The organism is Microbacterium sp. ZOR0019 (genome assembly GCF_000800925.1).
Lineage (GTDB): Bacteria > Actinomycetota > Actinomycetes > Actinomycetales > Microbacteriaceae > Microbacterium > Microbacterium aurugineum.
This window is the reverse complement of record NZ_JRKC01000004.1, coordinates 37,708-63,364: the sequence shown is the minus strand read 5'-3', so window position 1 is coordinate 63,364 and position 25,657 is coordinate 37,708. Positions and strand designations below refer to the sequence as shown.

The 25,657-nt window shown below is 67.6% G+C and carries 25 protein-coding genes; 21 read left to right on the top strand and 4 right to left on the bottom strand.

Features of this window, described 5'->3' with window-relative positions:
- Window positions 1-238 precede the first annotated feature (238 nt).
- Window positions 239-2,140 carry a GDSL-type esterase/lipase family protein gene (locus L978_RS00750; RefSeq protein WP_231554945.1) on the top strand — a complete coding sequence of 634 codons (1,902 nt, stop codon included), beginning with the start codon at window positions 239-241 and terminating at the stop codon, window positions 2,138-2,140.
- Between the two features lie 19 nt (window positions 2,141-2,159).
- On the opposite strand, the gene L978_RS00745 is transcribed toward L978_RS00750, so the two are convergent.
- On the bottom strand, window positions 2,160-3,470 hold the full coding sequence (locus L978_RS00745; RefSeq protein ID WP_047519318.1) for a UDP-glucose dehydrogenase family protein: 1,311 nt from the start codon (window positions 3,468-3,470) through the stop codon (window positions 2,160-2,162).
- A 360-nt stretch (window positions 3,471-3,830) separates the two neighbouring features.
- Between L978_RS00745 and L978_RS00740 the strand changes: the two genes are divergently transcribed.
- The 5 genes from L978_RS00740 to L978_RS00720 all read left to right on the top strand — a co-directional run bounded on the left by L978_RS00740 (window position 3,831) and on the right by L978_RS00720 (window position 9,287).
- Window positions 3,831-6,107 (top strand): polyribonucleotide nucleotidyltransferase, encoded by a 2,277-nt coding sequence (locus tag L978_RS00740; protein ID WP_047519315.1) that lies wholly within the window; start codon window positions 3,831-3,833, stop codon window positions 6,105-6,107.
- Window positions 6,108-6,327: 220 nt separating this feature from the next.
- On the top strand, window positions 6,328-7,356 hold the full coding sequence (locus L978_RS00735) for an aldo/keto reductase (protein ID WP_047519313.1): 1,029 nt from the start codon (window positions 6,328-6,330) through the stop codon (window positions 7,354-7,356).
- A 68-nt stretch (window positions 7,357-7,424) separates the two neighbouring features.
- A complete protein-coding gene (locus L978_RS00730) occupies window positions 7,425-8,027 on the top strand; it encodes a histidine phosphatase family protein (protein ID WP_047519311.1) in 603 nt (200 codons plus the stop codon).
- An 82-nt stretch (window positions 8,028-8,109) separates the two neighbouring features.
- Entirely contained in the window at window positions 8,110-8,850 is a 741-nt protein-coding gene (dapB, locus tag L978_RS00725) for a 4-hydroxy-tetrahydrodipicolinate reductase (RefSeq protein WP_047519309.1), read from the top strand.
- A complete protein-coding gene (locus L978_RS00720; RefSeq protein ID WP_052193232.1) occupies window positions 8,850-9,287 on the top strand; it encodes a hypothetical protein in 438 nt (145 codons plus the stop codon). Before dapB ends, L978_RS00720 begins: the two co-directional genes overlap by 1 nt.
- A 15-nt stretch (window positions 9,288-9,302) precedes the next feature.
- Here L978_RS00720 and L978_RS00715 read toward each other — a convergent pair whose 3' ends face one another.
- From L978_RS00715 to L978_RS00705, 3 genes are all read right to left on the bottom strand, one after another.
- Entirely contained in the window at window positions 9,303-9,728 is a 426-nt protein-coding gene (locus L978_RS00715) for an OsmC family peroxiredoxin (RefSeq protein ID WP_047519305.1), read from the bottom strand.
- A gap of 84 nt (window positions 9,729-9,812) precedes the next feature.
- A complete protein-coding gene (locus L978_RS00710; RefSeq protein ID WP_047519303.1) occupies window positions 9,813-10,391 on the bottom strand; it encodes a DUF4395 domain-containing protein in 579 nt (192 codons plus the stop codon).
- Window positions 10,392-10,412: 21 nt separating this feature from the next.
- The gene (locus L978_RS00705; protein WP_047519301.1) at window positions 10,413-10,826 is read right to left on the bottom strand and encodes a thioredoxin family protein; all 414 of its coding nucleotides are present in this window, start codon (window positions 10,824-10,826) and stop codon (window positions 10,413-10,415) included.
- A gap of 119 nt (window positions 10,827-10,945) precedes the next feature.
- Between L978_RS00705 and L978_RS00700 the strand changes: the two genes are divergently transcribed.
- The 15 genes from L978_RS00700 (at window position 10,946) to miaA (ending at window position 25,641) form a co-directional block, all read left to right on the top strand.
- Window positions 10,946-11,755 (top strand): thymidylate synthase, encoded by an 810-nt coding sequence (locus L978_RS00700; protein ID WP_047519381.1) that lies wholly within the window; start codon window positions 10,946-10,948, stop codon window positions 11,753-11,755.
- The gene (locus tag L978_RS00695) at window positions 11,752-12,228 is read left to right on the top strand and encodes a dihydrofolate reductase (protein ID WP_047519299.1); all 477 of its coding nucleotides are present in this window, start codon (window positions 11,752-11,754) and stop codon (window positions 12,226-12,228) included. The genes L978_RS00700 and L978_RS00695 overlap by 4 nt, the downstream gene beginning before the upstream one ends.
- Complete coding sequence (locus L978_RS00690) at window positions 12,228-12,989, top strand: SDR family NAD(P)-dependent oxidoreductase (RefSeq protein WP_047519297.1); 762 nt, start codon at window positions 12,228-12,230, stop codon at window positions 12,987-12,989. The genes L978_RS00695 and L978_RS00690 overlap by 1 nt, the downstream gene beginning before the upstream one ends.
- A 128-nt stretch (window positions 12,990-13,117) precedes the next feature.
- A complete protein-coding gene (gene dapA, locus L978_RS00685; RefSeq protein ID WP_047519295.1) occupies window positions 13,118-14,095 on the top strand; it encodes a 4-hydroxy-tetrahydrodipicolinate synthase in 978 nt (325 codons plus the stop codon).
- A gap of 53 nt (window positions 14,096-14,148) precedes the next feature.
- Window positions 14,149-15,825 carry a ribonuclease J gene (locus L978_RS00680; RefSeq protein WP_047519292.1) on the top strand — a complete coding sequence of 559 codons (1,677 nt, stop codon included), beginning with the start codon at window positions 14,149-14,151 and terminating at the stop codon, window positions 15,823-15,825.
- 73 nt (window positions 15,826-15,898) lie between these two features.
- A complete protein-coding gene (locus L978_RS00675; protein WP_047519291.1) occupies window positions 15,899-16,393 on the top strand; it encodes a GNAT family N-acetyltransferase in 495 nt (164 codons plus the stop codon).
- Window positions 16,394-16,467: 74 nt separating this feature from the next.
- Window positions 16,468-19,182 (top strand): DNA translocase FtsK, encoded by a 2,715-nt coding sequence (locus L978_RS00670; protein ID WP_047519290.1) that lies wholly within the window; start codon window positions 16,468-16,470, stop codon window positions 19,180-19,182.
- The gene (gene pgsA / locus L978_RS00665; protein WP_047519289.1) at window positions 19,182-19,760 is read left to right on the top strand and encodes a CDP-diacylglycerol--glycerol-3-phosphate 3-phosphatidyltransferase; all 579 of its coding nucleotides are present in this window, start codon (window positions 19,182-19,184) and stop codon (window positions 19,758-19,760) included. The genes L978_RS00670 and pgsA overlap by 1 nt, the downstream gene beginning before the upstream one ends.
- On the top strand, window positions 19,757-20,245 hold the full coding sequence (locus tag L978_RS00660; protein ID WP_047519287.1) for a CinA family protein: 489 nt from the start codon (window positions 19,757-19,759) through the stop codon (window positions 20,243-20,245). Before pgsA ends, L978_RS00660 begins: the two co-directional genes overlap by 4 nt.
- 141 nt (window positions 20,246-20,386) lie before the next feature.
- A complete protein-coding gene (locus tag L978_RS00655; protein WP_026049981.1) occupies window positions 20,387-20,695 on the top strand; it encodes a helix-turn-helix domain-containing protein in 309 nt (102 codons plus the stop codon).
- A gap of 20 nt (window positions 20,696-20,715) precedes the next feature.
- Window positions 20,716-20,940: a DUF3046 domain-containing protein gene (locus tag L978_RS00650; protein ID WP_047519286.1), complete on the top strand. Its 225-nt coding sequence runs from the start codon at window positions 20,716-20,718 to the stop codon at window positions 20,938-20,940.
- 268 nt (window positions 20,941-21,208) lie between these two features.
- On the top strand, window positions 21,209-22,258 hold the full coding sequence (gene recA, locus L978_RS00645; RefSeq protein ID WP_047519284.1) for a recombinase RecA: 1,050 nt from the start codon (window positions 21,209-21,211) through the stop codon (window positions 22,256-22,258).
- A gap of 437 nt (window positions 22,259-22,695) precedes the next feature.
- Entirely contained in the window at window positions 22,696-23,121 is a 426-nt protein-coding gene (locus tag L978_RS19080) for a regulatory protein RecX (protein ID WP_227991607.1), read from the top strand.
- 49 nt (window positions 23,122-23,170) lie between these two features.
- Window positions 23,171-24,718, top strand: a complete 1,548-nt coding sequence (gene miaB, locus L978_RS00635; RefSeq protein WP_047519280.1) for a tRNA (N6-isopentenyl adenosine(37)-C2)-methylthiotransferase MiaB — start codon at window positions 23,171-23,173, stop codon at window positions 24,716-24,718.
- Window positions 24,715-25,641 (top strand): tRNA (adenosine(37)-N6)-dimethylallyltransferase MiaA, encoded by a 927-nt coding sequence (miaA, locus tag L978_RS00630; protein ID WP_047519278.1) that lies wholly within the window; start codon window positions 24,715-24,717, stop codon window positions 25,639-25,641. The genes miaB and miaA overlap by 4 nt, the downstream gene beginning before the upstream one ends.
- The last annotated feature ends 16 nt before the right edge of the window (window positions 25,642-25,657 follow it).

Here is a 25,657-nt window from a genome sequence, read left to right as displayed (position 1 = left end):
CTAGAGCACCCGGTGCAACGGGTCACCCTCTCTCGATCGCGCACCCGGCGAGCAGCGGGCCCGAGTCGGTCGCCGGATCGACCGACTCGGGAACCGGAGATCGGATAGCCGGTGACCCATCGACCAGCATCCGGTGAACATCCGGTGCCGAGTGCCGTCTTCCGACGCTGCGGCCTTCGAGTGCCGTCATCCTGGGGATGTGAGAGTAGCGATCGTCACAGAATCCTTCCTTCCGCACATGAACGGCGTCACCGGCTCCGTCCTCCAGGTCCTGCGCCACCTCGAGCAGAGAGGTCACCAGGCACATGTCGTGGCTCCGGCCGCCGTCGGCGTCCCCGAACAGGTCGACGGCGCCCCGATCGAGGCGATCCCGAGTCTCGGACTGCCCGGCTACCCCGACGTCAGGGTGGGAACGTCGGGTGCGCAACGCATCGCTTCCTCCCTGCGAGGCTTCGCGCCCGACGTCGTCCATCTCGCCTCCCCGTTCGCTCTCGGCTGGCGGGGCGTGCTCGCCGCTGAGCGGCTCGACGTCGCGAGCGTCGCCGCGTATCAGACGGACGTGGCCGCCTACACCGAGAGGTACCGGATGGCGGCGACCACGGGGATCGCTCAGACGCACATCGCACGACTGCACCGGCGGGCGACGATGACCCTCGCGCCCTCCGCCGATGCGGCGCAGCAGCTCGCCGCACTCGGTGTGGACCGTGTCCGCCGCTGGGGGAGAGGGGTCGATGCCGAGCGCTTCCAACCCACGCGACGCGACCCCGCGCTCCGTGCGACCTGGGGCGCCGACGTCGTGATCGGCTACGTCGGTCGGCTCGCCCCCGAGAAACAGGTCGAGGACCTCGTCGTCCTCCGCGACATCCCGGGCGCCCGGCTCGTGATCGTCGGGGACGGGCCCAGCAGAGCGCAGCTCGAGACCGTGCTCCCGGATGCCCTTTTCCTCGGACACCTCGCCGGTGACGCGCTCGCCGCAGCGATCGCGTCGTTCGACGTGTTCGTGCACCCGGGGGAGAGCGAGACTTTCGGGCAGACACTCCAAGAGGCCCATGCCAGCGGTGTCCCCGTCATCGCGACCGGGCGTGGCGGACCCCTGGACCTGGTGCGCATGGGCATCGACGGGTGGCTGTACCGCCCGGGGGACCTCGACGACCTCCGTGCGCGCGTGGCCGACCTCGCCGGCGACACCCGCAAACGCCGGGCGTTCGGGGAAGCCGGACGCGACGCCGTGCAGAGCCGCAGCTGGACCGGCGTGTGTGACCGGCTCCTCGAGTACTTCGACGAGGCGCAGGCGCTGCACCACGCGGATTCCCGCGCCCGCGCGCGCAGGCGCGTCCGACCGGAGCCGCCCGCACCGGTCACCGATCGGAAGTGGCACCGCTATGTCGCGCTCGGCGACTCACTCACGGAGGGACTGTGCGATCCGGCCCCCGACGGGACCCTCCGCGGCTGGGCTGATCGCCTCGCCCTGCTGCTCGCCGCCCGGGGCGACCTGCACTACGCGAACCTCGCCGTCCGCTCCCAGCGAGTGCACGACGTCTCCGGCGTCCAGCTGACCAGGGCACTCGAGCTTCGCCCGGACCTCGTGTCGATCTTGATCGGAGCCAACGACCTCGTGAAGCGCCGTGTCGATGTCTCCGCGCTCGCCGCAGAGCTCGAGGTCGCGGTGCGGCGGTTGCGGGCGATCGGTGCCGACGTGCTCCTCGTGACGCCGTTTCTCCCCGGTCGCCGTGCGGCGTGGATCTACACCCGCAGGTTCTCCGCCTACGCGACGGCTCTGACCGGGATCGCGGCGCGCACCGGGGCCATGCTGATCGACACGGATCTGCACCCTCAGCTGGCCGAACACCCGAACTGGGGCGAAGACCTGGTTCATCTGAGCAGCCGGGGGCATCGCTTCCTCGCGTATCGGGCGGGTGAGCTCCTCGGGGTGCCGGACGCCGACGCTCTCGGAGCGCTCGATGCCGCACTACACGAGCACGAGCCCCTCGGCGTGGGGGCGTGGTGGCGACGTCACGCACTGCCCTGGGTCTGGCGTCGTCTGCACGGTCGCGTTGCGGGCGACGGGCGGACGGCGAAGCATGATGACTACGTCCGCCTCGGAGGATCGTCGGCTCCCCGATCCGCGTTCGTCGGCTGAATCCCCTCCGGACGGGGGGTCAGCGTCGACCCATGCCGTGATACTGCCAGCCGGCGGCGCGCCACGCCGCCGCGTCGAGACAGTTGCGTCCATCGATGACGATCCGCCCGCGGACCAGCCCGCCCGCGTGCTCCGGCGAGAGCTCACGCCGGTATTCGTCCCATTCGGTCACGATCACCACGGCATCGGCGTCGCGCAGTGCGTCGTCGCACTCGCGGGCATATCCCAGTTGCGGGTGCGCGGCGATGGCGTTGTCGATCGCCGCAGGGTCGGTGACGACGACGTCTGCGCCGAGACCTCGCAGGCGCACGGCGACATCCAGAGCCGGAGAATCACGGATGTCATCGCTGAACGGTTTGAACGCCGCTCCGAGGACAGCGATCCGGCGCCCGAACACGAGTCCGCCGAGCGCATCGACCACCAGGCGCACGGCCCGGTCGCGGCGTCGCAGGTTGATCATGTCCACTTCGCGCAGGAAGCCGACCGCTTCGCCGCGACCGAGCTCATCTGCGCGCGCGGCGAAGGCGCGGATGTCCTTCGGCAGGCACCCGCCACCGAAGCCGATACCCGCGCCGAGGTAGCGTCGCCCGATACGGCTGTCCAGCCCGAGGGCATCGGCGAGCAGCGTGATGTCCGCCTCGGAGGCTTCGGCGATCTCCGCCATCGCGTTGATGAAGGAGATCTTGGTGGCGAGGAAGGCGTTCGACGCCCCCTTGACCAGCTCGGCCGTGGCGAGGTCGGTGACCAGGAAGGGTGTTCCGGCGTCGACGGCCGCCGCGTACGCCTCGCGCAGGGTGGCGACGGCGCGCGTGCCGTCACCCCCCTGTTCCGCACCGACCACGAGACGATCCGGGGTCAGGGTGTCGTGCACCGCCCACCCTTCGCGGAGGAATTCGGGGTTCCAGACCAGGGTCGCTCCCGACGCGGCGATGAGCCGTGCCAGTCGCCCGGCGGTCCCGACGGGCACGGTCGACTTGCCCGCGACGACGTCCCCGCGGCGCAAGTGGGGGAGGAGCGCGTCGATCGCCGCATCCACGTAGCGGAGATCCGCGGCGTGACCTCCGGGAATCTGAGGCGTTCCGACCGCGAGGAAGTGGACGTCCGCGCCCGCGGCATCCGCCATCCGGCTGCTGAATCGCAGGTGTCCGGAAGCGAGGCCTTCTTCGAGCATCTCCGGGAGTCGAGGCTCGAAGAACGGTGCCTTCCCCGCCATGAGGGCGGCGATCTTCTCCTCGTCGACGTCGATACCCGTGACATCGTGTCCGAGGGAGGCCATCGCTGCGGCATGCACGGCACCGAGGTACCCGCAGCCGATCACTGACATGCGCATGATCTCAGCAGAGCGGATCCTCGTCGCGCCGCGGGATCCTGCGGATGAACAGCATCTGACCGTCACGTGTCGGATCCGCGAAGCTCGGAGCGACACCAGCATTCGGGGTATGCGCTGGTAGGGTGGATGAGGTTGACGTGTGTCAACTGCACAACTTCACATCGACTCATGGAGCGATCGGCGGAGAAGCTGGTCCCCTGTGGTGGGTTCCTCGGCGCGTGTCGGGTGGCTTTCTACTGGTGGCCAGCGCAGGCGAGATTCGCGGGAGTGCCCGCGCGCCCGAACCCTTCCGTTCCGCTCCTTTGAACACGCTCGCGCGTCACATGGACTCGCGAGTCTAAACAAAGAAGGAGAGACCTCTTGGAAGGTCCTGAAATCACCGCCACCGAGGCCGTTCTCGACAACGGCCGCTTCGGCACCCGCACCATCCGCTTCGAGACCGGCCGCCTCGCGCAGCAGGCTCAGGGCGCAGTCGCCGCGTACCTCGACGGCGAGACCATGCTCCTCTCGGCCACCAGCGCAGGCAAGCACCCGCGCGAGGGCTTCGACTTCTTCCCGTTGACGGTCGACGTCGAGGAGCGCTCCTACGCCGCAGGCAAGATCCCCGGCTCGTTCTTCCGTCGTGAGGGTCGTCCCTCCACCGAGGCGATCCTCGTCTGCCGTCTGATCGACCGTCCGCTGCGTCCGTCGTTCGTCGACGGCCTGCGCAACGAGGTCCAGATCGTCATCACCGTCCTGTCGATCGCACCGGGCGAGTTCTACGACGCTCTCGCGATCAACGCGGCATCGGCGTCGACCCAGATCTCGGGTCTGCCGTTCTCGGGCCCCGTCGCCGGTGTGCGCCTCGCGTTCATCCCCGGCAACGGCCAGCACGCGGACCAGTGGGTCGCGTTCCCGACTGCCGAGCAGGTCTCGGAGGCCGTGTTCGACCTGATCGTCGCCGGCCGCGTGGTCACCAAGGCCGATGGCACGGAAGACGTCGCCATCATGATGGTCGAGGCCGAGGCCACCGAGGACAGCTGGAACCTGATCAAGGCCGGCGCCACGAAGCCGAACGAGGAGATCGTCGCCCAGGGCCTCGAGGCCTCGAAGCCCTTCATCGCCCAGCTCGTCAAGGCTCAGGCCGAGCTCGCCGCCACCGCGTCGAAGGAGCCGGGCGTGTACCCGGTCTTCCCCGCGTACAGCGACGAGGTCTACAGCTTCGTCTCCGAGCGCGTTTTCGCCGAGCTCAGCGACGTCTACCAGATCGCCGACAAGGTCGAGCGTCAGACCGCTGACGACGCGATCAAGGACCGCGTCAAGGCCGAGCTCATCGAGGCCACCGAGGCGGGCTCGCTGCCGGCCGCGGCTCCGCTGGAGTTCTCCGCCGCGTACAAGTCGGTCACGAAGAAGATCGTCCGTGGACGCATCCTCACCGAGGGCGCTCGCATCGACGGCCGTGGCCTGGCGGACATCCGGCCGCTCGACGCCGAGGTGCAGGTCATCCCGCGCGTGCACGGCTCCGCGATCTTCCAGCGCGGCGAGACCCAGATCATGGGCGTCACCACGCTGAACATGCTCAAGATGGAGCAGCAGATCGACTCGCTGTCGCCCACGACGAGCAAGCGGTACATGCACCACTACAACTTCCCGCCCTACTCGACCGGTGAGACCGGCCGTGTCGGTTCGCCGAAGCGTCGCGAGATCGGGCACGGCTTCCTGGCCGAGCGCGCCCTCGTGCCGGTGCTGCCGAGCCGCGAGGAGTTCCCGTACGCGATCCGTCAGGTGTCCGAGGCGCTGAGCTCCAACGGCTCCACCTCGATGGGCTCCGTGTGCGCGTCGACCCTGTCGCTGCTGAACGCGGGTGTGCCGCTGCGCGCCCCCGTCGCCGGTATCGCGATGGGTCTCGTCTCCGATGAGGTCGACGGTGAGACCCGCTACGCGGCACTGACCGACATCCTCGGCGCCGAAGATGCTCTCGGCGACATGGACTTCAAGGTCGCCGGTACCAGCGAGTTCGTCACGGCGATCCAGCTCGACACGAAGCTCGACGGCATCCCGTCGTCGGTGCTCGCCGGTGCGCTCACTCAGGCCCGCGAGGCTCGTCTGACGATCCTCAACGTCCTGAACGCGGCGATCGACGCTCCGGACGAGATGGCGCCCACGGCTCCGCGCGTCATCAGCGTGCAGATCCCTGTCGACAAGATCGGTGAGCTGATCGGCCCGAAGGGCAAGACGATCAACGCGATCCAGGACGAGACGGGCGCGCAGATCTCCATCGAGGAGGACGGCACCGTCTACATCGGCGCGACCGACGGCCCCTCGGCCGAGGCCGCCCGTGCTCAGGTCAACGCGATCGCGAACCCCACGAACCCGGAGGTCGGAGAGCAGTTCCTCGGCACCGTCGTGAAGATCGCCACGTTCGGTGCGTTCATCTCGCTGCTGCCGGGCAAGGACGGCCTCCTGCACGTCACCGAGGTGCGCAAGCTCGCCGGTGGCAAGCGGGTCGAGAACGTCGATGACGTCCTGTCGGTCGGTCAGAAGATCCTCGTGAAGATCACGAAGATCGATGACCGCGGCAAGCTCTCGCTCGAGCCCGTGCTCGACGACGCTCCGGCCGCCGAGGCAGCTCCTGCCGAGGCCGCTGCCGCGGAGTAGGCCCAGAGCTCGAACAGGAACCCGGGTCCGTCCGCGCTGGACGGGCCCGGGTTCCGTCGTCTCCGGTGTGACCAAATCGTTATCGGGCGTTTCCCCGACGTTCCCCGGATTGGTCAGGACGTTGTGTGAATTCGCCTACCCTCGGAAGTACGCACCGGGGGGTGCAGATCCAGCAGGTACGCAGGTCGGGACGCACCGATCGACGCGGGGGTGAGAGAGTATGCGGTTGTTCGGCGTAGGCGCAGGAGCGTCAGCGGAACGCGACCACGCGGCCGCAGCCGAGCATCCCTCCGCGCCCATTCCCATCGTCGGTCCGGGGATAGGGGAATCCATCCGGGTGCCACTCGGCGAGACCGGCTTCGAGACCTTCCCGCTGATGCTCGGCGCTGCAGAGTTCGGCTGGAACGTCGACCTCGAGACCAGCCACGGCATCCTTGATCGCTACGTCGAGTTCGGTGGCAACGCGATCCACACCGCGGACGGATTCTCCGGTGGCCGGAGCGAGCACATCATCGGCCAGTGGCTGCGTTCGCGCGGACAGAGCGAGCGTGCCGTCCTGAGTGTGCGCGTCGGCGCTCATGCCGACAACCCCGGGCTCGGCTCCGTGAACCTCGTGCGCGCGGTCGAGGGCTCGCTCACCAGACTCGGTGTCGAGCGGATCGACGTGCTGTACCTCGACGCCACGCTCGACGCGACGACCAACCTCGAAGACACCCTGGCGACCGTCGAATGGCTGTCGGACGCGGGCAAGGTCGGCGCGCTCGGCGCCTACGGGCTCGCGCCGGAGCGGCTGGTCGAGGCGCGCATCCTCGCCTCAGCCGGCTACCCGCGGGTGCAGGTCATCGACGCACCGTACAACCTGGTCCGGCGTCTGCCGTTCGAAGGCGATCTGCGCCTCGTGGCCGGCGCGCAGAACCTGGCGGTCACGCCGTCCCATGCGCTCGAGCACGGGTTCTTGTCCGGTCGGCACCGCAACAAGGCGCTCACCTCGCGCGGCGTGCGCGGCGAGCAGTTGCGTGGGCACCTGAATCGACGAGGCATCAAGGTGTTGCGCGCGCTCGATCAGGTCGCCGAAGAGCTCGGCGTGCCCGTGGCGGCGGTGTCGATCGCCTGGCTTCTCGCGCAGCGCACCGTCGCTGCGCCGATCGTGAACGCTTTCGCGACGGATCATGTCGATGAGCTCATGCAGGGCGCCGGCGTCTCGCTGTCACGGAGCCACCTCGCCGAGCTCACGCGGGCCGGCAACTGAGTATCGTCCGCCGTTGACATAGGGTGGAATGAACGCCCGGCGGATGCTGGCAATGAAGCGAGCGAGTTGTGACGCACTACATATATCTGGTTAGACACGGTGAACATCAGGACGCAGAACATGGTCTCGCCGACGGACCCCTCTCCCCGCGGGGGCAGCGTCAGGCGGAGCTGATCGCCGACCGGTTGTCCGGCCTTCCGCTCGATGCTGTGTGGCATTCCCCGCTCTTGCGGGCCAACGAGACGGCGCGGGCGATCGCCGCGCGACTGCCCTCGGTCGACCCCGCACCGACGGCACTGCTCTTCGACTGCGTGCCGACCGGGATGACCGAGGACACTCCGTCTGCGTTCGAACCGTTCTTCGGGTCGGTGACCGAGGCGGAGATCGAGGCGGGGCGCGCACAGATGTCGGATGCCGTTAACGAGTTCCTCGTTCGCAAGACCGGCGATGTCCACGAGGTGCTCATCACCCACAACTTCGTGATCTCCTGGTTCGTCCGCGAGGTGCTCGCGGCGCCGGAGTGGCGCTGGATGACCTTGAACCAGTCACACTGCGGCCTGACGGTGATCGCGCAGAAACAGGGACGGCCGTGGACGCTGCTCACGCACAACGACACCGGTCACCTGCCGGTGGAGCTGCGCACCGGAATTCCCGACGCACTGCTCGTGTGAGGTCGAGCGCTCCCCGAATCGGGTGCGATGCGGTCCCGCGCGCCCCGCGAGGCGGGCGATGTCCGCGAAATAGACTGGACGCATGACCACGCAGGTAGCACTCGTCGGCGGCACCGGGAAGCTCGGACAGATCATCCATGCGGTGGTCGACGAGCTCGAGGGGTTCGAGGTGAGCCGTGTGCTGACCTCGTCGAGTGAGCTCTCCGAGCTGGACGGCGCCGGCCTCGTCATCGATGCATCGACGCCGCAGGTGAGCGTCGACGTCGTCCGCGCCGCCGTCGAGCGAGGGATCAATGTGCTCGTCGCGACCTCGGGCTGGTCGTCCGAGCGGATCGCGCTGGTGCGCCCCCTCGTCGAGGCGGCCGGGACCGGCGCGGTCTTCATCCCCAACTTCTCGCTCGGATCGGTGCTCGGGTCAGCCCTCGCGGCGGCGGCGGCCCCGTTCTTCGGCTCCGCGGAGATCATCGAGGCGCATCGCGAGACCAAGATCGATTCGCCCAGCGGCACGGCCGTGCGTACCGCGGAACTCATCGCGGCCGCGCGCGCGGAGCAGGGGCCGGTGAGTGCGCCGCACGCCGATCAGCGCGCCCGGGGGCAGCAGGTCGGAAGCGTGCCCATTCACTCCTTGCGTCGCCCCGGTGTCGTCGCCAAGCAGGAGGTCATCCTGTCCGGACCGGGGGAATCGCTGACGTTCACCCACGACACCACGGACTCGGCGCTCGCCTACGCACCCGGGATCCGCATCGCGGTCCCCTTCGCGCGAAGCGCCGCCGGTGTGGTCGTCGGCCTCGAGCACATGATCGACATCGGCATCCGCTCGTGATGTCGCGGATCGGCGTCGCGCTGATGGCGGCGGCGCTGCTCGTCTACCTTGCGGTCGCGATCTGGCTCGCCGTGATGTTCATCTCGGTCGGCACTCCGATTTCGATCGGCATGGGCATCACGCTCCTCGTGCTGGCTCCGATCGGTGCCTGGGCGCTCGTCCGGGAGATGATGTTCGGCTTCGGCGCGGACCGCCTGGGGCGGCTGCTCGACGCGGAGGGAGGAATGCCTCCGGTGGAGACCGAGCTGACGCCGAGCGGGCGTATCGCGCGCGCCGACGCAGACCCCCTCATCGCACGGTACGCAGCGGAAGCGGACGCCGCGCATGATGACTGGCGTGCACGGTACCGCCTGGGCGTCGTGCAAGACGCCGCCGGACGCCGGAAAGACGCCAGAGCCAGCATCCGCGAGGCGATCCGCCTCTTCCGTCGGCCCTGACGTCGGGTTCGACGATCAGGCGAGCGTCGCCTCGAGCGTGATCTCGATGCCCGCGAGCGCCTGAGACACCGGGCACCCGGTCTTCGCTCCGTTCGCGATCTCCTGGAACGCCTCCGGAGTGAGGTTCGGGACGGTCGCGTTGACGTTGAGGTGGCTGCCGGTGATGCCGACACCGGGCTTGAAGGTGACGGACGCGCTCGCGTCGACTCGCTCGGGAGGCGTGCCGTTCTCGGCCAGGGCGTGGGAGAGCGCCATGCTGAAGCACGAGGCGTGAGCGGCAGCGATGAGCTCTTCCGGCGTGGTCGTGGTGTCGCTGCCTTCGCTGCGAGCCTTCCAGTTGATCGGGAAGGTGCCGAGCTTCGACGAAGAGAACGCCACGGTGCCCGACCCCTCCATGAGCGATCCTGTCCAGGTGCTGGCGGCTTCGCTGGTGACGGGCATGGTTCCTCCGGTTCTCGTGCCCCGAGGGATGAGGGGTCACGTCGCGGCCAGCCTATCGACGGTTCGGTTCGGAGGGAACCGGAATCACGCTGCGGGGGCTGTCCGGCCGATCACGCCGACCCGCTGGAGCAGCAGGTACATCTGGCATCCGAGGCAGAAGCCGAACGCCGCGTTGAGGAAGGCGGCGATGAAGGCGGCAGCGGTGGCGATCGGCAACGCCCAGGGGACCCCGACGAGGTGCAGAACGAGACCGACGCCGACCACGAAGAGACCGACCCCCTGAGAGAACCGAGGCGGTCGCGGATCTTCAAGCTCCGCAGGTGGCGCGAGCCGAGGGCGCACCAGCGCGCGGAACAGGACACCCCAGGGGGCCGTCCTCGGTGAGACCAGGGCCCACAGGAACAGCAGGGCGATGATCACCGTGAGCAGGAATCCCGGGTCCAGGGCACGCTGAACGAGGGGCGTTCCGGACACGGCCCATCCGCCGGGGACGAAGGTCGCGCCGGTCGACGGCTGATAGGCGTACCAGCCGAACGTCGCCGCCCCCGCCTGGGCGGTGGATATCCCCGTCAACGCCAGGAACGTGGCCGCGAGCAGCAGTGCCGCGGTGATCGTGGCCGCGAATCGCGGACCGCGGGGGTCTATATGCGCGGGCGTGGTCATGTGTGCTCCAGTCTTCGCGCCTCAGACGGCCGCGACCGCTTCGGTGAGTGCATGACGGTGGGGGACACCGTGGAATCGTGCGTGGACGGTGCCCGAGCCGTCGATGAGGAAGGTCGTCGGCGTCTGCAGCACCTTGTACCGTGCCGAAAGGTCGGGGCGGTGCGTCAGATCGACCTCGATGTGCGCGAGCCCGTCGTCGCCCGAGGCGTAGGAGTGCAGCAACCGTCGCACCTGCGGGCAACGCGCACAGGTCTCGGTGCTGAACTGCACCAGTGTCGCGCGGGAGCCGAGTGCTGCCGAGGGGATGTCCGTGGCATCGAACCGGAGCCTGCCGCCGTCGCGCCGCCGCCCGTCGCGCCGCCGAAGCGCGACCCCGACCGCCGTGGCGAGCACGAGGAGACCGAGGACGATCACGAGGGCGAGCGCGGGCGACATGCGTCGAGAGTACGCCGCCCTCGTGGGATCGGGAGTCGATGTTTCCGATGATGACGAACGGGGCTTTCCAAGGCGGAGGATCCACCCCGCGACGGGGGCGGGAAGGTATCGTGGCTGTCATGAGCGCCGCCCTTCCGACCCCCTATGAAGATCTGCTCCGCGATGTCGTGGAGACCGGCACGCACAAGTCGGATCGGACGGGTACCGGCACGACGAGCGTCTTCGGGCGGCAGATCCGCTTCGACCTCGCGAAGGGCTTCCCGCTCATCACGACGAAGCGCGTGCACTTCAAGTCGATCGCGTACGAGCTGCTCTGGTTCCTCCGAGGGGATTCCAACGTCGGATGGCTGCGCGACAACGGCGTGACGATCTGGGACGAGTGGGCCGACGAGTCGGGCGATCTCGGCCCGGTGTACGGGGTGCAGTGGCGCTCCTGGCCGACTCCCGACGGCGGCAGCATCGACCAGCTCTCCGAGGTCGTCGAGCAGATCCGTCGCTCGCCCGATTCCCGTCGTCTGATCGTCTCGGCGTGGAACCCTGCGGATATCCCCGACATGGCACTCGCGCCGTGTCATGCGCTCTTCCAGTTCTACGTCGCGGATGGAAAGCTCTCCTGTCAGCTGTATCAGCGCAGCGCCGACATGTTCCTCGGTGTGCCGTTCAACATCGCCTCCTATGCGCTGCTCACCCTGATGATCGCGCAGCAGGTCGGCCTGGAGCCCGGGGACTTCGTGTGGACCGGCGGTGACTGCCACGTCTACGACAATCACGTGGAGCAGGTGCGCGAGCAGCTCAGCCGCGAGCCTTACGCGTACCCGACCCTGCGACTGGCGAGGAAGCCGGAGTCGATCTTCGACTACCGGTACGAGGACTTCATCGTCGAGGACTACCAGCATCACGCGCCGATCCGGGCGGCGGTGGCCGTATGACGTGGGTCGGGCTGATCTGGGCTGAGGCGCGCGGCGGCGTGATCGGAGCGGAGGGCGGGATGCCCTGGCACGTTCCGGAGGATCTCGCTCACTTCAAGGACGTCACGCTCGGGGCACCGGTGGTGATGGGCCGGAAGACGTGGGACTCCCTTCCGGAACGGTTCCGCCCGCTCTCCGGTCGCGACAACATCGTGATCACGCGCCAACAGGACTGGAGCCATGAGGGCGCGCGACGGGCGGCGACCGTCGCCGAAGCAGTCCGCGGGCTGGACAAGGCGTGGATCATCGGAGGCGCGGAGATCTTCCGTCAGGTCATCGGCGACGCCGATCGCCTCGAGGTCACCGAGCTCGACATCGACGTCGCCGGAGACGCCTATGCGCCCGCCACGACGGGCTGGCGACTCGTCGATGAGGGCGAGTGGCAGACATCGCGCACCGGCATCCGCTTCCGCTTCCTCGGGTACGAGCGCTGATGCCCACCGCATTGATCACCGGAGCCAGCGCGGGGCTGGGAGCCGAGTTCGCGCGCCAGCTGGCACGGCGTCGAGCTGACCTCATCCTGGTGGCGCGGACACCCGAGACGCTGGAGGCGCTGGGCACGGAGCTGCGCACGGAGTACGGTGTCGCGGTCGAGATCCTCGTCGCCGACCTCGCGGTGGAGAGCGAGGTCGAGCGCGTCGCCGCCCGATTGCGCGACACCTCCGACCCGGTCGACCTCCTGATCAACAACGCCGGGTTCGGTCTGCCGCTGCAGTTCGCGGACAACGACATCGACGACGAGGTGCGACACCTCCGCGTGCACGTCGAGGCGTCGATGCGCCTGATGCACGCGGCGCTGCAGACGATGCGCGGGCGCGGTGGTCGCATCATCAACGTCGCCTCCGTCGCCGGGTTCATCTCCCGGTCGACCTATTCGGCATGCAAGTCCTGGCTGATCGGCTTCAGCGGCTGGGCGAATGCGGAGTACGCACGAGACGGAGTGAGTGTCACCGCGCTCTGCCCCGGATTCACGCACACGTCCTTCCATGAGCGGATGGGTCTGGCCGTGGGGGAGGAGGGTGTGCCCGCGATCATGTGGCTGAACGCGCGCGATGTCGTCCGTACCGGTCTGCGTGATGCGGCGCGCGGCAGAGCAGTATCCGTTCCGTCACTTCGATACAAGGCGATCGTGGCGCTGACGCGTGTCCTGCCCCGCTCGTTCACGTCCGGCGTCGCTCGGCGCGGTCGCGTCTAAGGCCGACAGGAGTCGACGAGAGACGTGCGCAGGCCCGGGGGACGCGCTCGGACCCGTGCGCCCCGAGGAGAGGTGCATCTGCGTCACCGCGTCCGCGGGACCACCGGTCGAACCTATACGCTGGGCTTATGACGCACTCGGGCAACCCTTTCGGACAGGTTCTCGTCGCGCTCGTCACTCCGATGACGGCCGACGGTGAAGTCGATTGGCCCGCTGTCGAGAAGCACATCGATGACGTGATCACCGCAGGCGCGGACGGCATCGTCGTGACGGGAACGACCGGCGAGACCTCGACCCTGACAGACCCGGAGAAGCTCAAGCTCGTCGAGGTCGGCAAGTCCGTTTCGGGCGGGCGCGCGAAGATCATCACCGGCGGTGGTTCCAACGAGACGGCCCACGCGATCGAGCTCTACAAGGCCAGCGAGAAGGCCGGCGCCGACGGCATCATGATCGTCACGCCCTACTACAACAAGCCGACGCAGGCCGGAATCCTCACGCACTTCCGGCTGGTCGCCGACGCGACCGATCTGCCGGTGATCCTCTACGACATCCCGGGGCGCACGGGTGTGCCGATCAAGTACGAGACGATTCTGCGTCTCGCGAAGCACCCGAACATCCTCGCTGTGAAGGACGCCAAGGGCGACTTCTCCGAGGTGAGCCGCGTGCTCAACCAGACCGACCTGATGTACTTCTCCGGCGACGACGCGAACGTGCTGCCGCACCTCGCGATCGGTGCCACGGGCCTCATCGGCGTGACGGCCAACGTCGCGGCGGCCCCGTACCGCACGATCATCGATGCGGTGAACGCGGGTGACCTCGCCACGGCGACCGCGGAGCACAAGCGCCTGGAGCCGCTCGTGCGTGCCGTGATGACCCACGTGCCGGGAACGGTCGCGGCGAAGTACATCCTGCACGGACTCGGTCGCATCTCGAGCCCGCGCGTCCGCCTTCCCCTGGTCGGCCCCGAGGAATGGGAGGCCGCGCTCATCGAGGATGAGCTCGACCTCGTGCAGAACGTTCCCGGTGCGGACTTCTCGAACTTCCGACCCGACCGCAATGCGGCTGCGGGTGGTGCCCTGCCGAAGGTGCACGGCACGACGCGCTGAGTCGCGTCGCCACGAACGAACGGACGCGCGGAGTGTCCGACTGAGGAGACAGCATGTCCATTCCCCTGGTAGAACCGACCGCTCTCGATGAAGGAACGCTTCGGGTCATCCCGATCGGCGGACTCGGCGAGATCGGTCGCAACATGACCATGTTCGAGTACGACGGCAAGATCCTGATCGTCGACTGCGGTGTGCTCTTCCCCGAGGAGCACCAGCCCGGCGTCGACCTGATCCTTCCGGACTTCGAGCCCATCCGTGACCGCCTGGACGACATCGTGGGCGTGGTGCTCACGCACGGCCACGAAGACCACATCGGCGCCGTTCCCTATCTGCTCCGGCTCAAGAGCGACATCCCCCTGATCGGTTCGGGCCTCACCCTTGCACTGGTCGAGGCGAAGCTCAAGGAGCACCGCATCAAGGCCTTCACGCTCACGGTGAAGGAAGGTCAGCAGGAGCGGGTCGGCCCGTTCGACCTCGAGTTCGTCGCCGTGAATCACTCGATTCCGGACGCGCTGGCCGTGGCGATCCGCACCCCGGCGGGAATGGTGCTCGCCACCGGTGACTTCAAGATGGATCAGCTGCCGCTGGATGGTCGCATCACCGACCTCCGGGCTTTCGCGCGCCTCGGCGAAGAGGGTGTCGACCTGTTCCTCGTCGACTCGACCAACGCCGACGTCCCGGGGTTCACGCCGACGGAGCGCTCGATCGGCCCCGTGCTCGACCAGGTGATCGCGAAGGCACCTCGTCGCGTCATCGTCGCGAGCTTCTCCAGCCACGTCCATCGCGTGCAGCAGGTGATCGACGCGGCGTACGCCAACGGCCGCCGTGTCGCTTTCCTCGGGCGCAGCATGGTTCGCAACATGACGATCGCCGAGCAGCTCGGCTATCTGAAGGTGCCGGACGGGGTGCTCATCGATTTCAAGAAGGCGCGCGACCTGCCCGACGAGCAGATCGTCTACATGTCCACGGGCTCCCAGGGTGAGCCCATGGCGGTGCTGAGCCGCATGGCGAATCTGGACCACGCGATCGAGATCAGCGAGGGCGACACCGTCATCCTCGCCTCCAGCCTCATCCCGGGCAACGAGAACGCGGTCTACCGCGTGATCGACGGACTCACCAAGCTCGGTGCGAACGTCGTCCACAAGGCGAATGCGAAGGTGCATGTCTCCGGACACGCCGCCGCCGGCGAACTGATCTATTGCTACAACATCCTCAAGCCGAAGAACGTCCTCCCCGTGCACGGGGAGTACCGGCACCTGATCGCGAACGCCAAGCTCGCGCAGGACACCGGCATCGCAGAGGAGAACACGATCATCGCCTCGAACGGCACCGTGATCGACCTGAAGGACGGCGTCGCGAAGGTCGCCGGTCAGCTCGACCTCGGATTCGTGTACGTCGACGGCTCCACCGTCGGCGAGATCACCGATGCCGACCTCAAGGATCGTCGGATCCTCGGCGAGGAGGGCTTCATCTCCGTCATCGTCGTCGTGGACGCCGGCACGGGGCGCATCATCTCCGGTCCGGAGATCCACGCGCGCGGTGTCGCCGAGGATGACTCGGTGTTCGATGACGTCACGCCGAAGATCGTCGCGGCGCTCAAGGAAGCGTCGGGCAACGGCGTCCGTGACACCCACGCGTTGTCGCAGGTCGTGCGACGCACGATCGGTCGTTGGGTGAACCAGCGGCTGCGTCGTCGTCCGATGATCGTGCCGCTCGTCATCGAAGCGTGAGTGGAGGGGAGTCGTCTCCCCACTCACGGCTGACCGTCATCCCGATGTAACACCGGCGCCCTAGGCTCACGTCATGTACAGGGGTTTCTCCCTCCGCGGGGCGGCGCAGACGGATGCGATGTTCCTCGGCGACATGCTCGTCGAGGCCGCCAACTGGCGTGCCGGGGGAGTGCGTCCGCGGCACGAGGTCTTGACGTCGGCTGAGCACCGGCGCTATCTCGCAGGGTGGAAGAGGTCGGCCGACGACGGACTGGTGGCCACCGGTGAGGACGACGTGCCCGTGGGCGCAGCCTGGTATCGCGTGCTTCCGCAGAATGCGCCCGGATTCGGTTTCGTGGGTGTCGCCGTCCCGGAGCTGATCATCGGGGTGCATCCGCTGTGGCGGGCACGCGGTGTCGGGCGCACCTTGTTGCGCGGTGTCGTGGAGCTCGCGGGGTCCCAAGGTCACTCGCGGATCAGCTTGAGCGTGGAACGGGACAACTTCGCACGCAACCTCTATCGCGCGGAGGGGTTCGTCGTGGTGGGGCAGGGCTCAGCGCGCGACACGATGGTCCGTGCCACCACCTAGTCGATGCCCTCTCGGATCCGCGGAAAGCCGCGTCATTACGCGGTGATGTCGGCTGTTGGACGTAACGTGAGAGCATGGCCAGGAGTTCCACGAAGACAGAGCGCGCGTCGACCAGCGCACCGTCGCGCCCCAAGCGGCAGACGGCTCCCAAGGCCCAGCCCGCTCCGAAGAAGTACATCGACGAGGCCGAGAAGCCTCCGATCGTCGTCCGTGCCTGGGTCGGATTGGCACACGGTGTCGGCGGACTCTTCCGCGCGTTCGGGCCGGAGACGCTCGAGAAAGACGATCGCCGCGACGGGTTCCCGTTCTTCCTGGTCGTGCTCGCCGTCCTCGGAGCGGTGAACGAGTGGTTCTTCATCGGCAACGAGGTCGCCGCGAACATCAGCGCGTACTCCGTCGGCGGGCTGATCGGACGCGTCGCCTTCGTGATGCCCGTGCTTCTGCTTCTGCTGGCCGGATGGCTGTTCCGCCACCCGTCGTCCGTGCATGACAACGGTCGCATCGGTATCGGGTTCGGGCTCTTCATCCTGACGCTAGCGGGCTTCTGCCACGTGGCCGGCGACGGTCCTCAGCCCAGGGAGGGAATGCTCGCCCTGAGCGAATCCGGCGGCCTCTTCGGCTGGATGCTCGGTCAGCCGCTCAGCTACCTCACCGACATTCCCGCCTACATCGTCCTGTCGCTGCTCGCCGCGCTCAGCATCCTGATCCTCACCAAGACCCCTCCCACCCGCATCGGCTCCCGACTCGGCGACCTCTACGCGTGGATGTTCGACGCCGAGCGCCCGGAGAAGCCGGCGAAGGATGCGGCGATCGACGACGCCGACAAGGTCGACGATCCCGACGTGCTGCCCTGGTGGCGGCGGAACAAGTCCGGGCGCGAAGAAGACCCCGACGAGGGGACCCTTGGTTCCGACGACATCACCGCGCTGCTGACGACGTCCGAGCCGACCCCGGCGTACGACCAGGCGGTCGTCGTCGAGAATCCTTATGACGCGGCCACCGAGGTTCTCTCGGACGTGCGTTCCGTTGCGGATTCGCTCGCCGAGCAGCAGAACACAGCGCTGCTGGATGATGCGTCCGACACCGGCGAGGTCCCCGAGCTCCCCGGCCTGGACGGATTCGGGACCGCGGGCCCGGGGGATCGTGGTCCCCAGGCTCCCGTCACCCCGTACGTCCTGCCGTCTCCGGGTCTGCTGGTCGAAGGGCCGCCTCCCGTGATGCGCTCCGAGGCGACCGACAAGGTGATCGAGCAGATCACGAGCGTGCTGTCGCAGTTCAAGGTCGACGCGAAGGTCACCGGATTCTCGCGCGGCCCGACGGTCACGCAGTACGAGGTCGAGGTCGGGCACGGCGTCAAGGTCGAGAAGATCCTGCAGCTGAGCAACAACTTCGCCTATGCGGTCGCCTCGAACGACGTCCGCATCCTCTCGCCGATCCCGGGCAAGAGCGCGATCGGGATCGAGATCCCGAACGCCGACAAGGAGATGGTCGCGCTCGGCGACGTTCTGCGCTCGCCCGCCGCGCAGAAGAGCACGCACCCGATGACGATCGGCGTCGGCAAGGACGTCGGCGGCAACATCGTGATCGCGAACCTCGCCAAGATGCCGCACCTCTTGGTCGCCGGCTCGACCGGCTCCGGTAAGTCCAGCTTCGTGAACTCCATGATCACCAGTCTGCTCATGCGGGCGCGTCCCGCCGACGTGCGCATGGTCCTGATCGACCCGAAGCGCGTGGAGCTCACCAGCTATGCCGGCGTTCCGCATCTGATCACGCCCATCATCACGAACCCGAAGAAGGCGGCCGAAGCGCTGCAGTGGGTCGTGAAGGAGATGGACATGCGGTACGACGACCTCGCGTCGTTCGGCTTCCGTCACATCGATGACTTCAACCGTGCCGTCAGGGCCGGTGAGGTCGAGCTGCCGGTGGGCAGTGAACGCGTCCTCAAGCCGTACCCGTACCTCCTGGTCGTGGTGGATGAGCTCGCAGACCTCATGATGGTCGCCCCGCGCGACGTGGAGGACTCGATCGTCCGCATCACTCAGCTCGCGCGCGCTTCCGGTATCCACCTCGTCCTCGCGACCCAGCGTCCGAGCGTCGACGTCGTCACCGGTCTGATCAAGGCCAACGTGCCGTCGCGTCTCGCGTTCGCGGTCACCAGCGTCACCGACAGCCGGGTCATCCTCGACAGCCCGGGAGCCGACAAACTCATCGGTCAGGGTGACGCGCTGTTCTCGCCGATGGGTTCTTCCAAGCCGTTCCGACTGCAGGGCGCGTGGGTCGACGAGAAGGAGATCGACGCCGTCGTCAAGCACGTCACGCGCCAAGCGCGCCCGGACTATCGTGCCGACGTGCAGGAGGCGATGGAGCCGACCAAGAAGAAAGAGGTCGACGAGGACATCGGCGACGATCTGGAGCTGTTGCTCGCCGCGGCCGAGCTCATCGTTTCGTCGCAGTTCGGGTCGACGTCGATGCTCCAGCGCAAGTTGCGTGTCGGTTTCGCGAAGGCCGGTCGCCTGATGGACCTGCTGGAATCCCGCGAGATCGTCGGGCCTTCGGAGGGTTCGAAGGCGCGGGACGTGCTGGCCACGGCTGAGCAGCTGCCGCAGGTGATGGCGAAGCTGCGCGGCGAGGACGTTCCTGCCGCCTCCGCTGCGCCGACGGCACCTGCCGCCCCGCCGGTCCCACCGATGCCTCCGGCCCATGATCCGATCGCGGCCCAGTACGAGGGTCTTCCCGAGGTGGAGGCCGAGGGCGACGAAGACGCCTGGGGCCTGACGGGGCGCGACTGATGGCCATCCCACGGCAACTGCCCAATGCCATCACGGTCGCGCGGATTCCGCTCGCCGTCGTGTTCTTCGTCCTGCTGCTGCTCGGAGGAACCTACGGCCTGGCTGAGCCCGGACTGCGCTGGGCCGCTGCGATCATCTTCATCGTCGGCATCTCCACCGACTGGGTCGACGGCTACCTCGCTCGCAAGTACGACATCGTCAGCGATTTCGGGAAGCTCTGGGACCCGATCGCCGACAAGCTCCTCACCGGGGCGGGGTTCATCGGTCTCGCGATCCTCGACGAGGTCAGCTGGTGGATCGTCGCGATCATTCTCGTGCGCGAGTGGGGGATCACCATCCATCGTCTGATGGTCGCGAGCGAGCATGTGGTCGCGGCCGCGTGGATGGGCAAGATCAAGACGGCGTTCCAGGGCGTGGCCCTGGGATGGGCGTTGCTTCCCCTGCACGTCCTCATCGGTCTCGAAGCATGGACACTGGTGACGTTCATCCTCATGATCATCGTCTTGCTGCTGACCGTGGCGAGTGGGATCGACTACATCGTGGCGCAGGTGCGCGGATCGCGGCAGAAGAGGGCATGAGCGAGACGAGCGCCGCCGCCGTTCTGTCGGCGCTCGACGAACGCGGGTGGACACTGGGAGTGGCGGAGTCCCTCACCGGCGGGGCGCTGTGCGCAGAAATCGTCTCCATCCCAGGAGCCTCCGCCGTTCTCCTCGGCGGTGTCGTGGCCTATGCGACCTCCGTCAAGGCGACGGTGCTCGGCGTCGACGCCGAGCTTCTCGCCGGGCGCGGTCCGGTGCACCCCCAGGTCGCGCTGGAGATGGCCGGGGGTGTGCGGCGAGTGGTGAGCGTAGACGATCGGCCTGCGGACGTCGGCGTGTCCACCACTGGGATCGCGGGACCGGATTCGCCGGACGGGCAGCCCGTCGGTACCGTGCACATCGGTATCGTGACGCCGAACGGGGCGCAGGCGAGAGAATTCCGCTTCCGCGGCGACCGGGATTCGATCCGGGCGCAGACGGTGGCTGCGGCGCTCGAAGCACTGCTCGACCTGGTCGCGGAATAGTGTCCGCCCCGGTCGGGTTATCAATGATGTGCTCACATTCAAACCACAGAGTGCAGGGGTAGATTTCGTGCAGGCCAGGCGTACTAGACTGGCTGTCCTATCGGGGGAGACTCCGAACGATCACACGGGGAGGAGGTTCCGATGATTCTTGTACGACAGGAAATCGGCGATGTGCTGAGGGACTTCCGCCTGCAGAAGGGGCGCACGCTCCGGCAGGTTGCAAGCAAGGCTTCGGTTGCGCTCGGCTACCTCAGTGAGGTCGAGCGTGGGCAGAAGGAAGCGTCGAGCGAGATCCTCGCATCCGTCGCCGATGCTCTCGATGTGCCCATCTCGACGATCATGCGCGAGGTCGGGGACCGCATCTCGGTTCTCGAGGGCATCCAGGTCTTCCCGGACGTCGTTCCGGACGACCTCGTGGCGTCGGTCGAGCCTCAGCTCTCGTTGCACTGAGCAGGGTGCCGGAGTGAACGATGCGTCGTAGCGAGTTTCTGCGCGCGGTCGACACCGAGTTCCAGGCACGAGCATCGTCATTGGTGAACGATCTCGGACTCTCGGCTCTTCGTGGTCGCACGGCGCTCGAGGCGTTGGCCGACGGGACACCGCCCCGTGAGATCTGGCTCGCGCTGTGCGTGGAGATGGACGTCCCGGAGAACCGGCGTCACGGTGTCGGCCGTCTGGAGCCGCGCGGGCACTGACTCCGTCGGCGATGTCCGCGGGTTACGGCACACGGTGTGCGATCGGCGGCGTGTCGTCGAATATTCGTTCGAAGAGAGCGTAGTCTTCTGCACAGGTGGTTCAGAGCTGTGATTGTCCACCGAACGTGAGTTTGCCGAGACGATGTCGGTGGCCCCTCGTACGGTGGAGAACAAGCCGAAGAGCCATACGCCTTGTCGGAGAGTCACTCCCAACCGGGAGGGCCGCGACAGCCTACAGGCGGCACCACGCGCGCAGAAGGAGCACATCATGCCATCACCCGCAGACCGCGAGAAGTCCCTCGAGACCGCCCTCGCCCAGATCGACCGTCAGTTCGGAAAGGGCTCGGTCATGCGGCTGGGCAGTGATGAGCGCGCCCCCGTTGCGGTCATCCCGACCGGCTCCATCGCGCTCGACGTCGCCCTCGGCGTCGGCGGACTCCCGCGTGGTCGAATCGTCGAGATCTACGGACCGGAGTCCTCGGGTAAGACCACGCTGACGCTGCATGCGATCGCGAACGCACAGCGCGCCGGCGGTATCGCGGCCTTCATCGACGCGGAGCACGCTCTCGACCCCGACTACGCAGCGAAGCTCGGTGTCGACATCGACGCGCTCCTGGTGTCGCAGCCCGACACCGGTGAGCAGGCGCTCGAGATCGCCGACATGCTCGTTCGATCCGGGGCGATCGACCTGATCGTCATCGACTCCGTCGCCGCGCTCGTGCCGCGCGCCGAGATCGAGGGAGAGATGGGTGATTCGCATGTGGGTCTGCAGGCTCGACTCATGTCGCAGGCGCTTCGCAAGCTGACCGGTGGCCTGAACCAGACGAACACCACGATGATCTTCATCAACCAGCTCCGCGAGAAGATCGGTGTCTTCTTCGGCTCGCCCGAGACCACGGCCGGTGGTAAGGCATTGAAGTTCTACGCGTCCGTCCGGATGGACATCCGTCGTATCGAGACGTTGAAGGACGGGACCGACGCTGTCGGTAACCGCACCAGGGTCAAGGTCGTGAAGAACAAGATGGCTCCGCCTTTCAAGCAGGCGGAGTTCGACATCCTCTACGGCGTCGGCATCTCACGCGAAGGCAGCCTGATCGATTTCGGCGTCGAGCATGCCATCGTCAAGAAGTCGGGCTCGTGGTACACCTACGACGGCGACCAGCTCGGGCAGGGCAAGGAGAACGCCCGTACGTTCCTGCTGAACAACCCCGATATCGCTCTCGCGATCGAGACGCAGATCAAGCAGAAGCTCGGTATCGGTGCGCAGCTCGTCGCTCCTGACGCCGCTGACGAGCTCGCCGAGCGTCGTCCGGCCTGATGAATGACACACGTGGGGGCGATTCCGAGCGGATCGCCCCCATCATTCCTCTCTTCGGCGGTGCTCGCCCTCAGGCTGACCCCGGCCGGAGCGCTGCGGCAGGAAGCGACGTGGTCTCGGAAGCCGAGCCCGGCCACACGAACGACGCCGGAGCGTGGCGATCGACGTGGGACACTCCGTCTCGCGGATCCGCGCTCGGGACGACGTCCGATGCGGGCACGCCCAGTGACCGTCATCCCGCCCGAGGAACATCTGCGAGACCGGGAGCCGGGCGAGCAGGCGAGGCGAGCTCCGGCCCCCGTCTCCATGCGCTCGACACATCTAACGAGGTGTCGGGTGGCGACGAGGTTGATCCGGACGAGGCCCGTACCGCGGCCGAGGAGTCGCTCGTACGGAAGCTGCGATCCCGCTCGCTGTCGGTTTCCGAAGCGCGTCAGATGTTGCGGGGACACGAGCTCGACAGCGCCACGATCGACGAGGTGATCGAAGACTTCGGACGCAGAGGCTACCTCGACGATGCCGCTCTCGCCGAGGTTCTGGTGACGTCGGGAGTAGAGCGGAAGGGGCAGGGGCGCGTCGCACTCTCCCGGGCGCTGGCCCAGCGGGGCATCCCGCGCGAGGTTATCGACGTCGCGCTCGATGAGCTACCCGACGATGACGACGAACGCGCTCTCGAGTTCGCTCGGAGCAAGGCTCGTTCGCTCGCCCGGTTGGACCACGACACGGCGCTTCGGCGTCTGATGGGGCAGCTCTCGCGTCGCGGCTACAACGGATCGACAGCGATGAAGGCGGCGAAGACGGCATTGCAGGAGGCGACGTTCGGCAGGGCGACCTCGGGCGTCCGATTCGTCGACTCGGACTGAGATCCCGACGCGGCACACGCGTGGAATCGGCTCGTACAATGGGTTGATCATGACTATTCCCCGCAGTGAACCGACGATCATCAGTGCGTCGTCGGCGGCCGTCGACGACGACGGGCGACAGCGATCCTACGAAGTCCGCACCTTCGGGTGTCAGATGAACGTGCATGACTCCGAACGGCTCTCCGGCTCGTTGGAGAGCGCCGGCTATGTGCGTGCGCTCGACGGCGCCGAAGCCGATGTGGTGATCATCAACACCTGTGCCGTGCGAGACAACGCCGCCGGCAAGCTGTACGGCACGCTGGGGCACCTCGCCTCGGTGAAGCGACGCAAGCACGGCATGCAGATCGCGGTGGGCGGGTGTCTGGCGCAGATGGACAAGCAGGCCGTCCTCGACAAGGCTCCGTGGGTCGACGTCGTGTTCGGAACCCACAACATGGGCTCATTGCCCGGCCTCCTCGAGCGCGCACGCCACAACGGTGATGCCGAGCTCGAGATCCTCGAGTCGCTCGAGGTCTTCCCGTCCACGCTGCCGACGAAGCGCGACTCCGCGCACAGCGGCTGGGTATCCATCTCCGTGGGCTGCAACAACACCTGCACCTTCTGCATCGTCCCCAGCCTGCGCGGGAAGGAGAAAGATCGTCGTCCTGGCGACATCTTGAACGAGATCCGTCTCCTCGTGGATGACGGCGCGATCGAGGTCACTCTGCTCGGGCAGAACGTGAACTCCTACGGGGTCGAGTTCGGCGATCGTCAGGCGTTCGGCAAGCTTCTCCGCGCGGCGGGCGAGATCGACGGACTCGAGCGGATCCGGTTCACCAGTCCGCACCCCGCGGCATTCACCGACGACGTGATCGATGCGATGGCCGAGACGCCGAACGTGATGCCGCAGCTGCACATGCCGCTCCAGTCCGGAAGCGATCGCATCCTCAAAGCCATGCGTCGTTCGTACCGCAGCGAGCGGTTCCTCGGAATCCTCGATCGGGTCCGCGAACGAATCCCGAACGCGGCGATCACCACCGACATCATCGTCGGATTCCCGGGCGAGACGGACGAGGACTTCGAAGACACACTGCGCGTCGTCGAACAGGCACGATTCTCTGCCGCGTTCACCTTCCAGTATTCGATCCGCGAGGGCACTCCTGCCGCCACGATGGAGGACCAGGTGCCCAAGGAGATCGTGCAGGAGCGGTACAACCGACTGATCGCCCTGCAGGAGCGCATTTCCCTGGAAGAGAACCAGAAGCAGGTCGGTCGCGAGGTCGAGGTGCTGGTGTCGACCGGCGAAGGCAAGAAGGACGCGGAGACCCACCGGCTCACTGGCCGCGCCGAAGACAACCGGCTGGTGCATTTCGAGGTGACCGACGGCTCGGCTCTCCCGCGGCCGGGCGACGTCGTGACGGTCACGGTGACCCATGCCGCACCGTTCCACCTGCTCGCGGATGACCCGACCGGCGCTCCGCTGCGCATCCGTCGGACCCGCGGCGGCGACGCGTGGGATCGCGGGCAGGCCGAGTCCTGCGCGGTCCCGACGCCCGCGGCAGAGGGCGGCCCGCGACCGGTCTCGCTCGGCCTTCCCACGCTGCGCGTCGGAGTGTGAGCGACCCGCGCCTCTGGGCGATCGTCGGGGCGACCGGCACCGGGAAGAGCGAGCTTGCGCTCGATCTCGCGGAGGCGTTGCGTGCTCGGGGCAACCCGGCCGAGATCGTGAACGCCGACGCCATGCAGCTCTACCGTGGCATGGACATCGGAACCGCGAAGCTGCCCGTGGCAGAGCGGCGCGGCATCCCGCACCACCTGTTCGACGTGCGTGAGGTCGCCGACGAAGCGGCGGTGGCCTGGTATCAGCCGGTGGCGCGAGAGGCGATCGGTGCGATCCACCGGCGCGGCGGGGACGCGATCCTCGTGGGTGGATCCGGCTTGTACGTGTCGAGCGTCGTCTACGAGTTCCACTTCCCGCCACGAGACCCTGCGATCCGTGAGCGCCTCGAGCGCGAGTTGGAGTCCGCAGGCCTCGCCGGACTGCTCGAGCGTCTGCGTTCCCAGGATCCTGCGGCGGCGGCGAAGGTCGACCCGCGAAACAGCCGCCGCGTCATCCGAGCCCTCGAAGTCCTCGAGCAGGGGAGCAGTACACACGGTGCCGCCTTGCCGGAAAGGCCCGTGCTGTGGCATCCGCGAACCCGGGTGATCGGCCTGCACGTCGATCGCGCCGACCTGGTGCCTCGCCTCGATGCCCGCGTCGAGCGGATGTGGGAGGCCGGTCTCGTCGCAGAGGTCGCAGGCCTGCGGGAGCACGGCCTCGAGCGTGGTGTCACTGCTCCGCGAGCCATCGGCTATGCGCAGGCCTTGGCCCAGCTCGACGGGGCTCTGAACGAAGCCGCCGCCATCGCTCAGACGCAAGCCTTGACCCGCCGTTACGCACGTCGGCAGGTCTCGTGGTTCAAGCGGTACCCGGAGCTCGAGTGGTGGACCGCACCCGCGGACGCGGAGGCGCTCCTCGGAGCCGAGACCGCGTCGTCGTGACCGACCGCCTTCGATG

What these genes read in the sequence shown, in the direction of transcription:
- L978_RS00690 (WP_047519297.1), top strand. Translation starts at nt 12,228, where the DNA reads ATGCCCACCGCATTGATCACCGGAGCCAGCGCGGGGCTGGGAGCCGAG.
- L978_RS00705 (WP_047519301.1), bottom strand. Translation starts at nt 10,826, where the DNA reads ATGTCGCCCGCGCTCGCCCTCGTGATCGTCCTCGGTCTCCTCGTGCTC.
- recA (WP_047519284.1), top strand. Translation starts at nt 21,209, where the DNA reads ATGCCATCACCCGCAGACCGCGAGAAGTCCCTCGAGACCGCCCTCGCC.
- L978_RS00650 (WP_047519286.1), top strand. Translation starts at nt 20,716, where the DNA reads ATGCGTCGTAGCGAGTTTCTGCGCGCGGTCGACACCGAGTTCCAGGCA.
- L978_RS19080 (WP_227991607.1), top strand. Translation starts at nt 22,696, where the DNA reads ATGTTGCGGGGACACGAGCTCGACAGCGCCACGATCGACGAGGTGATC.
- L978_RS00750 (WP_231554945.1), top strand. Translation starts at nt 239, where the DNA reads ATGAACGGCGTCACCGGCTCCGTCCTCCAGGTCCTGCGCCACCTCGAG.
- dapB (WP_047519309.1), top strand. Translation starts at nt 8,110, where the DNA reads ATGACCACGCAGGTAGCACTCGTCGGCGGCACCGGGAAGCTCGGACAG.
- L978_RS00720 (WP_052193232.1), top strand. Translation starts at nt 8,850, where the DNA reads ATGTCGCGGATCGGCGTCGCGCTGATGGCGGCGGCGCTGCTCGTCTAC.
- L978_RS00745 (WP_047519318.1), bottom strand. Translation starts at nt 3,470, where the DNA reads ATGCGCATGTCAGTGATCGGCTGCGGGTACCTCGGTGCCGTGCATGCC.
- L978_RS00680 (WP_047519292.1), top strand. Translation starts at nt 14,149, where the DNA reads ATGTCCATTCCCCTGGTAGAACCGACCGCTCTCGATGAAGGAACGCTT.
- miaB (WP_047519280.1), top strand. Translation starts at nt 23,171, where the DNA reads ATGACTATTCCCCGCAGTGAACCGACGATCATCAGTGCGTCGTCGGCG.
- L978_RS00715 (WP_047519305.1), bottom strand. Translation starts at nt 9,728, where the DNA reads ATGCCCGTCACCAGCGAAGCCGCCAGCACCTGGACAGGATCGCTCATG.
- L978_RS00695 (WP_047519299.1), top strand. Translation starts at nt 11,752, where the DNA reads ATGACGTGGGTCGGGCTGATCTGGGCTGAGGCGCGCGGCGGCGTGATC.
- dapA (WP_047519295.1), top strand. Translation starts at nt 13,118, where the DNA reads ATGACGCACTCGGGCAACCCTTTCGGACAGGTTCTCGTCGCGCTCGTC.
- L978_RS00670 (WP_047519290.1), top strand. Translation starts at nt 16,468, where the DNA reads ATGGCCAGGAGTTCCACGAAGACAGAGCGCGCGTCGACCAGCGCACCG.
- pgsA (WP_047519289.1), top strand. Translation starts at nt 19,182, where the DNA reads ATGGCCATCCCACGGCAACTGCCCAATGCCATCACGGTCGCGCGGATT.
- L978_RS00710 (WP_047519303.1), bottom strand. Translation starts at nt 10,391, where the DNA reads ATGACCACGCCCGCGCATATAGACCCCCGCGGTCCGCGATTCGCGGCC.
- L978_RS00660 (WP_047519287.1), top strand. Translation starts at nt 19,757, where the DNA reads ATGAGCGAGACGAGCGCCGCCGCCGTTCTGTCGGCGCTCGACGAACGC.
- L978_RS00655 (WP_026049981.1), top strand. Translation starts at nt 20,387, where the DNA reads ATGATTCTTGTACGACAGGAAATCGGCGATGTGCTGAGGGACTTCCGC.
- L978_RS00735 (WP_047519313.1), top strand. Translation starts at nt 6,328, where the DNA reads ATGCGGTTGTTCGGCGTAGGCGCAGGAGCGTCAGCGGAACGCGACCAC.
- L978_RS00700 (WP_047519381.1), top strand. Translation starts at nt 10,946, where the DNA reads ATGAGCGCCGCCCTTCCGACCCCCTATGAAGATCTGCTCCGCGATGTC.
- L978_RS00675 (WP_047519291.1), top strand. Translation starts at nt 15,899, where the DNA reads ATGTACAGGGGTTTCTCCCTCCGCGGGGCGGCGCAGACGGATGCGATG.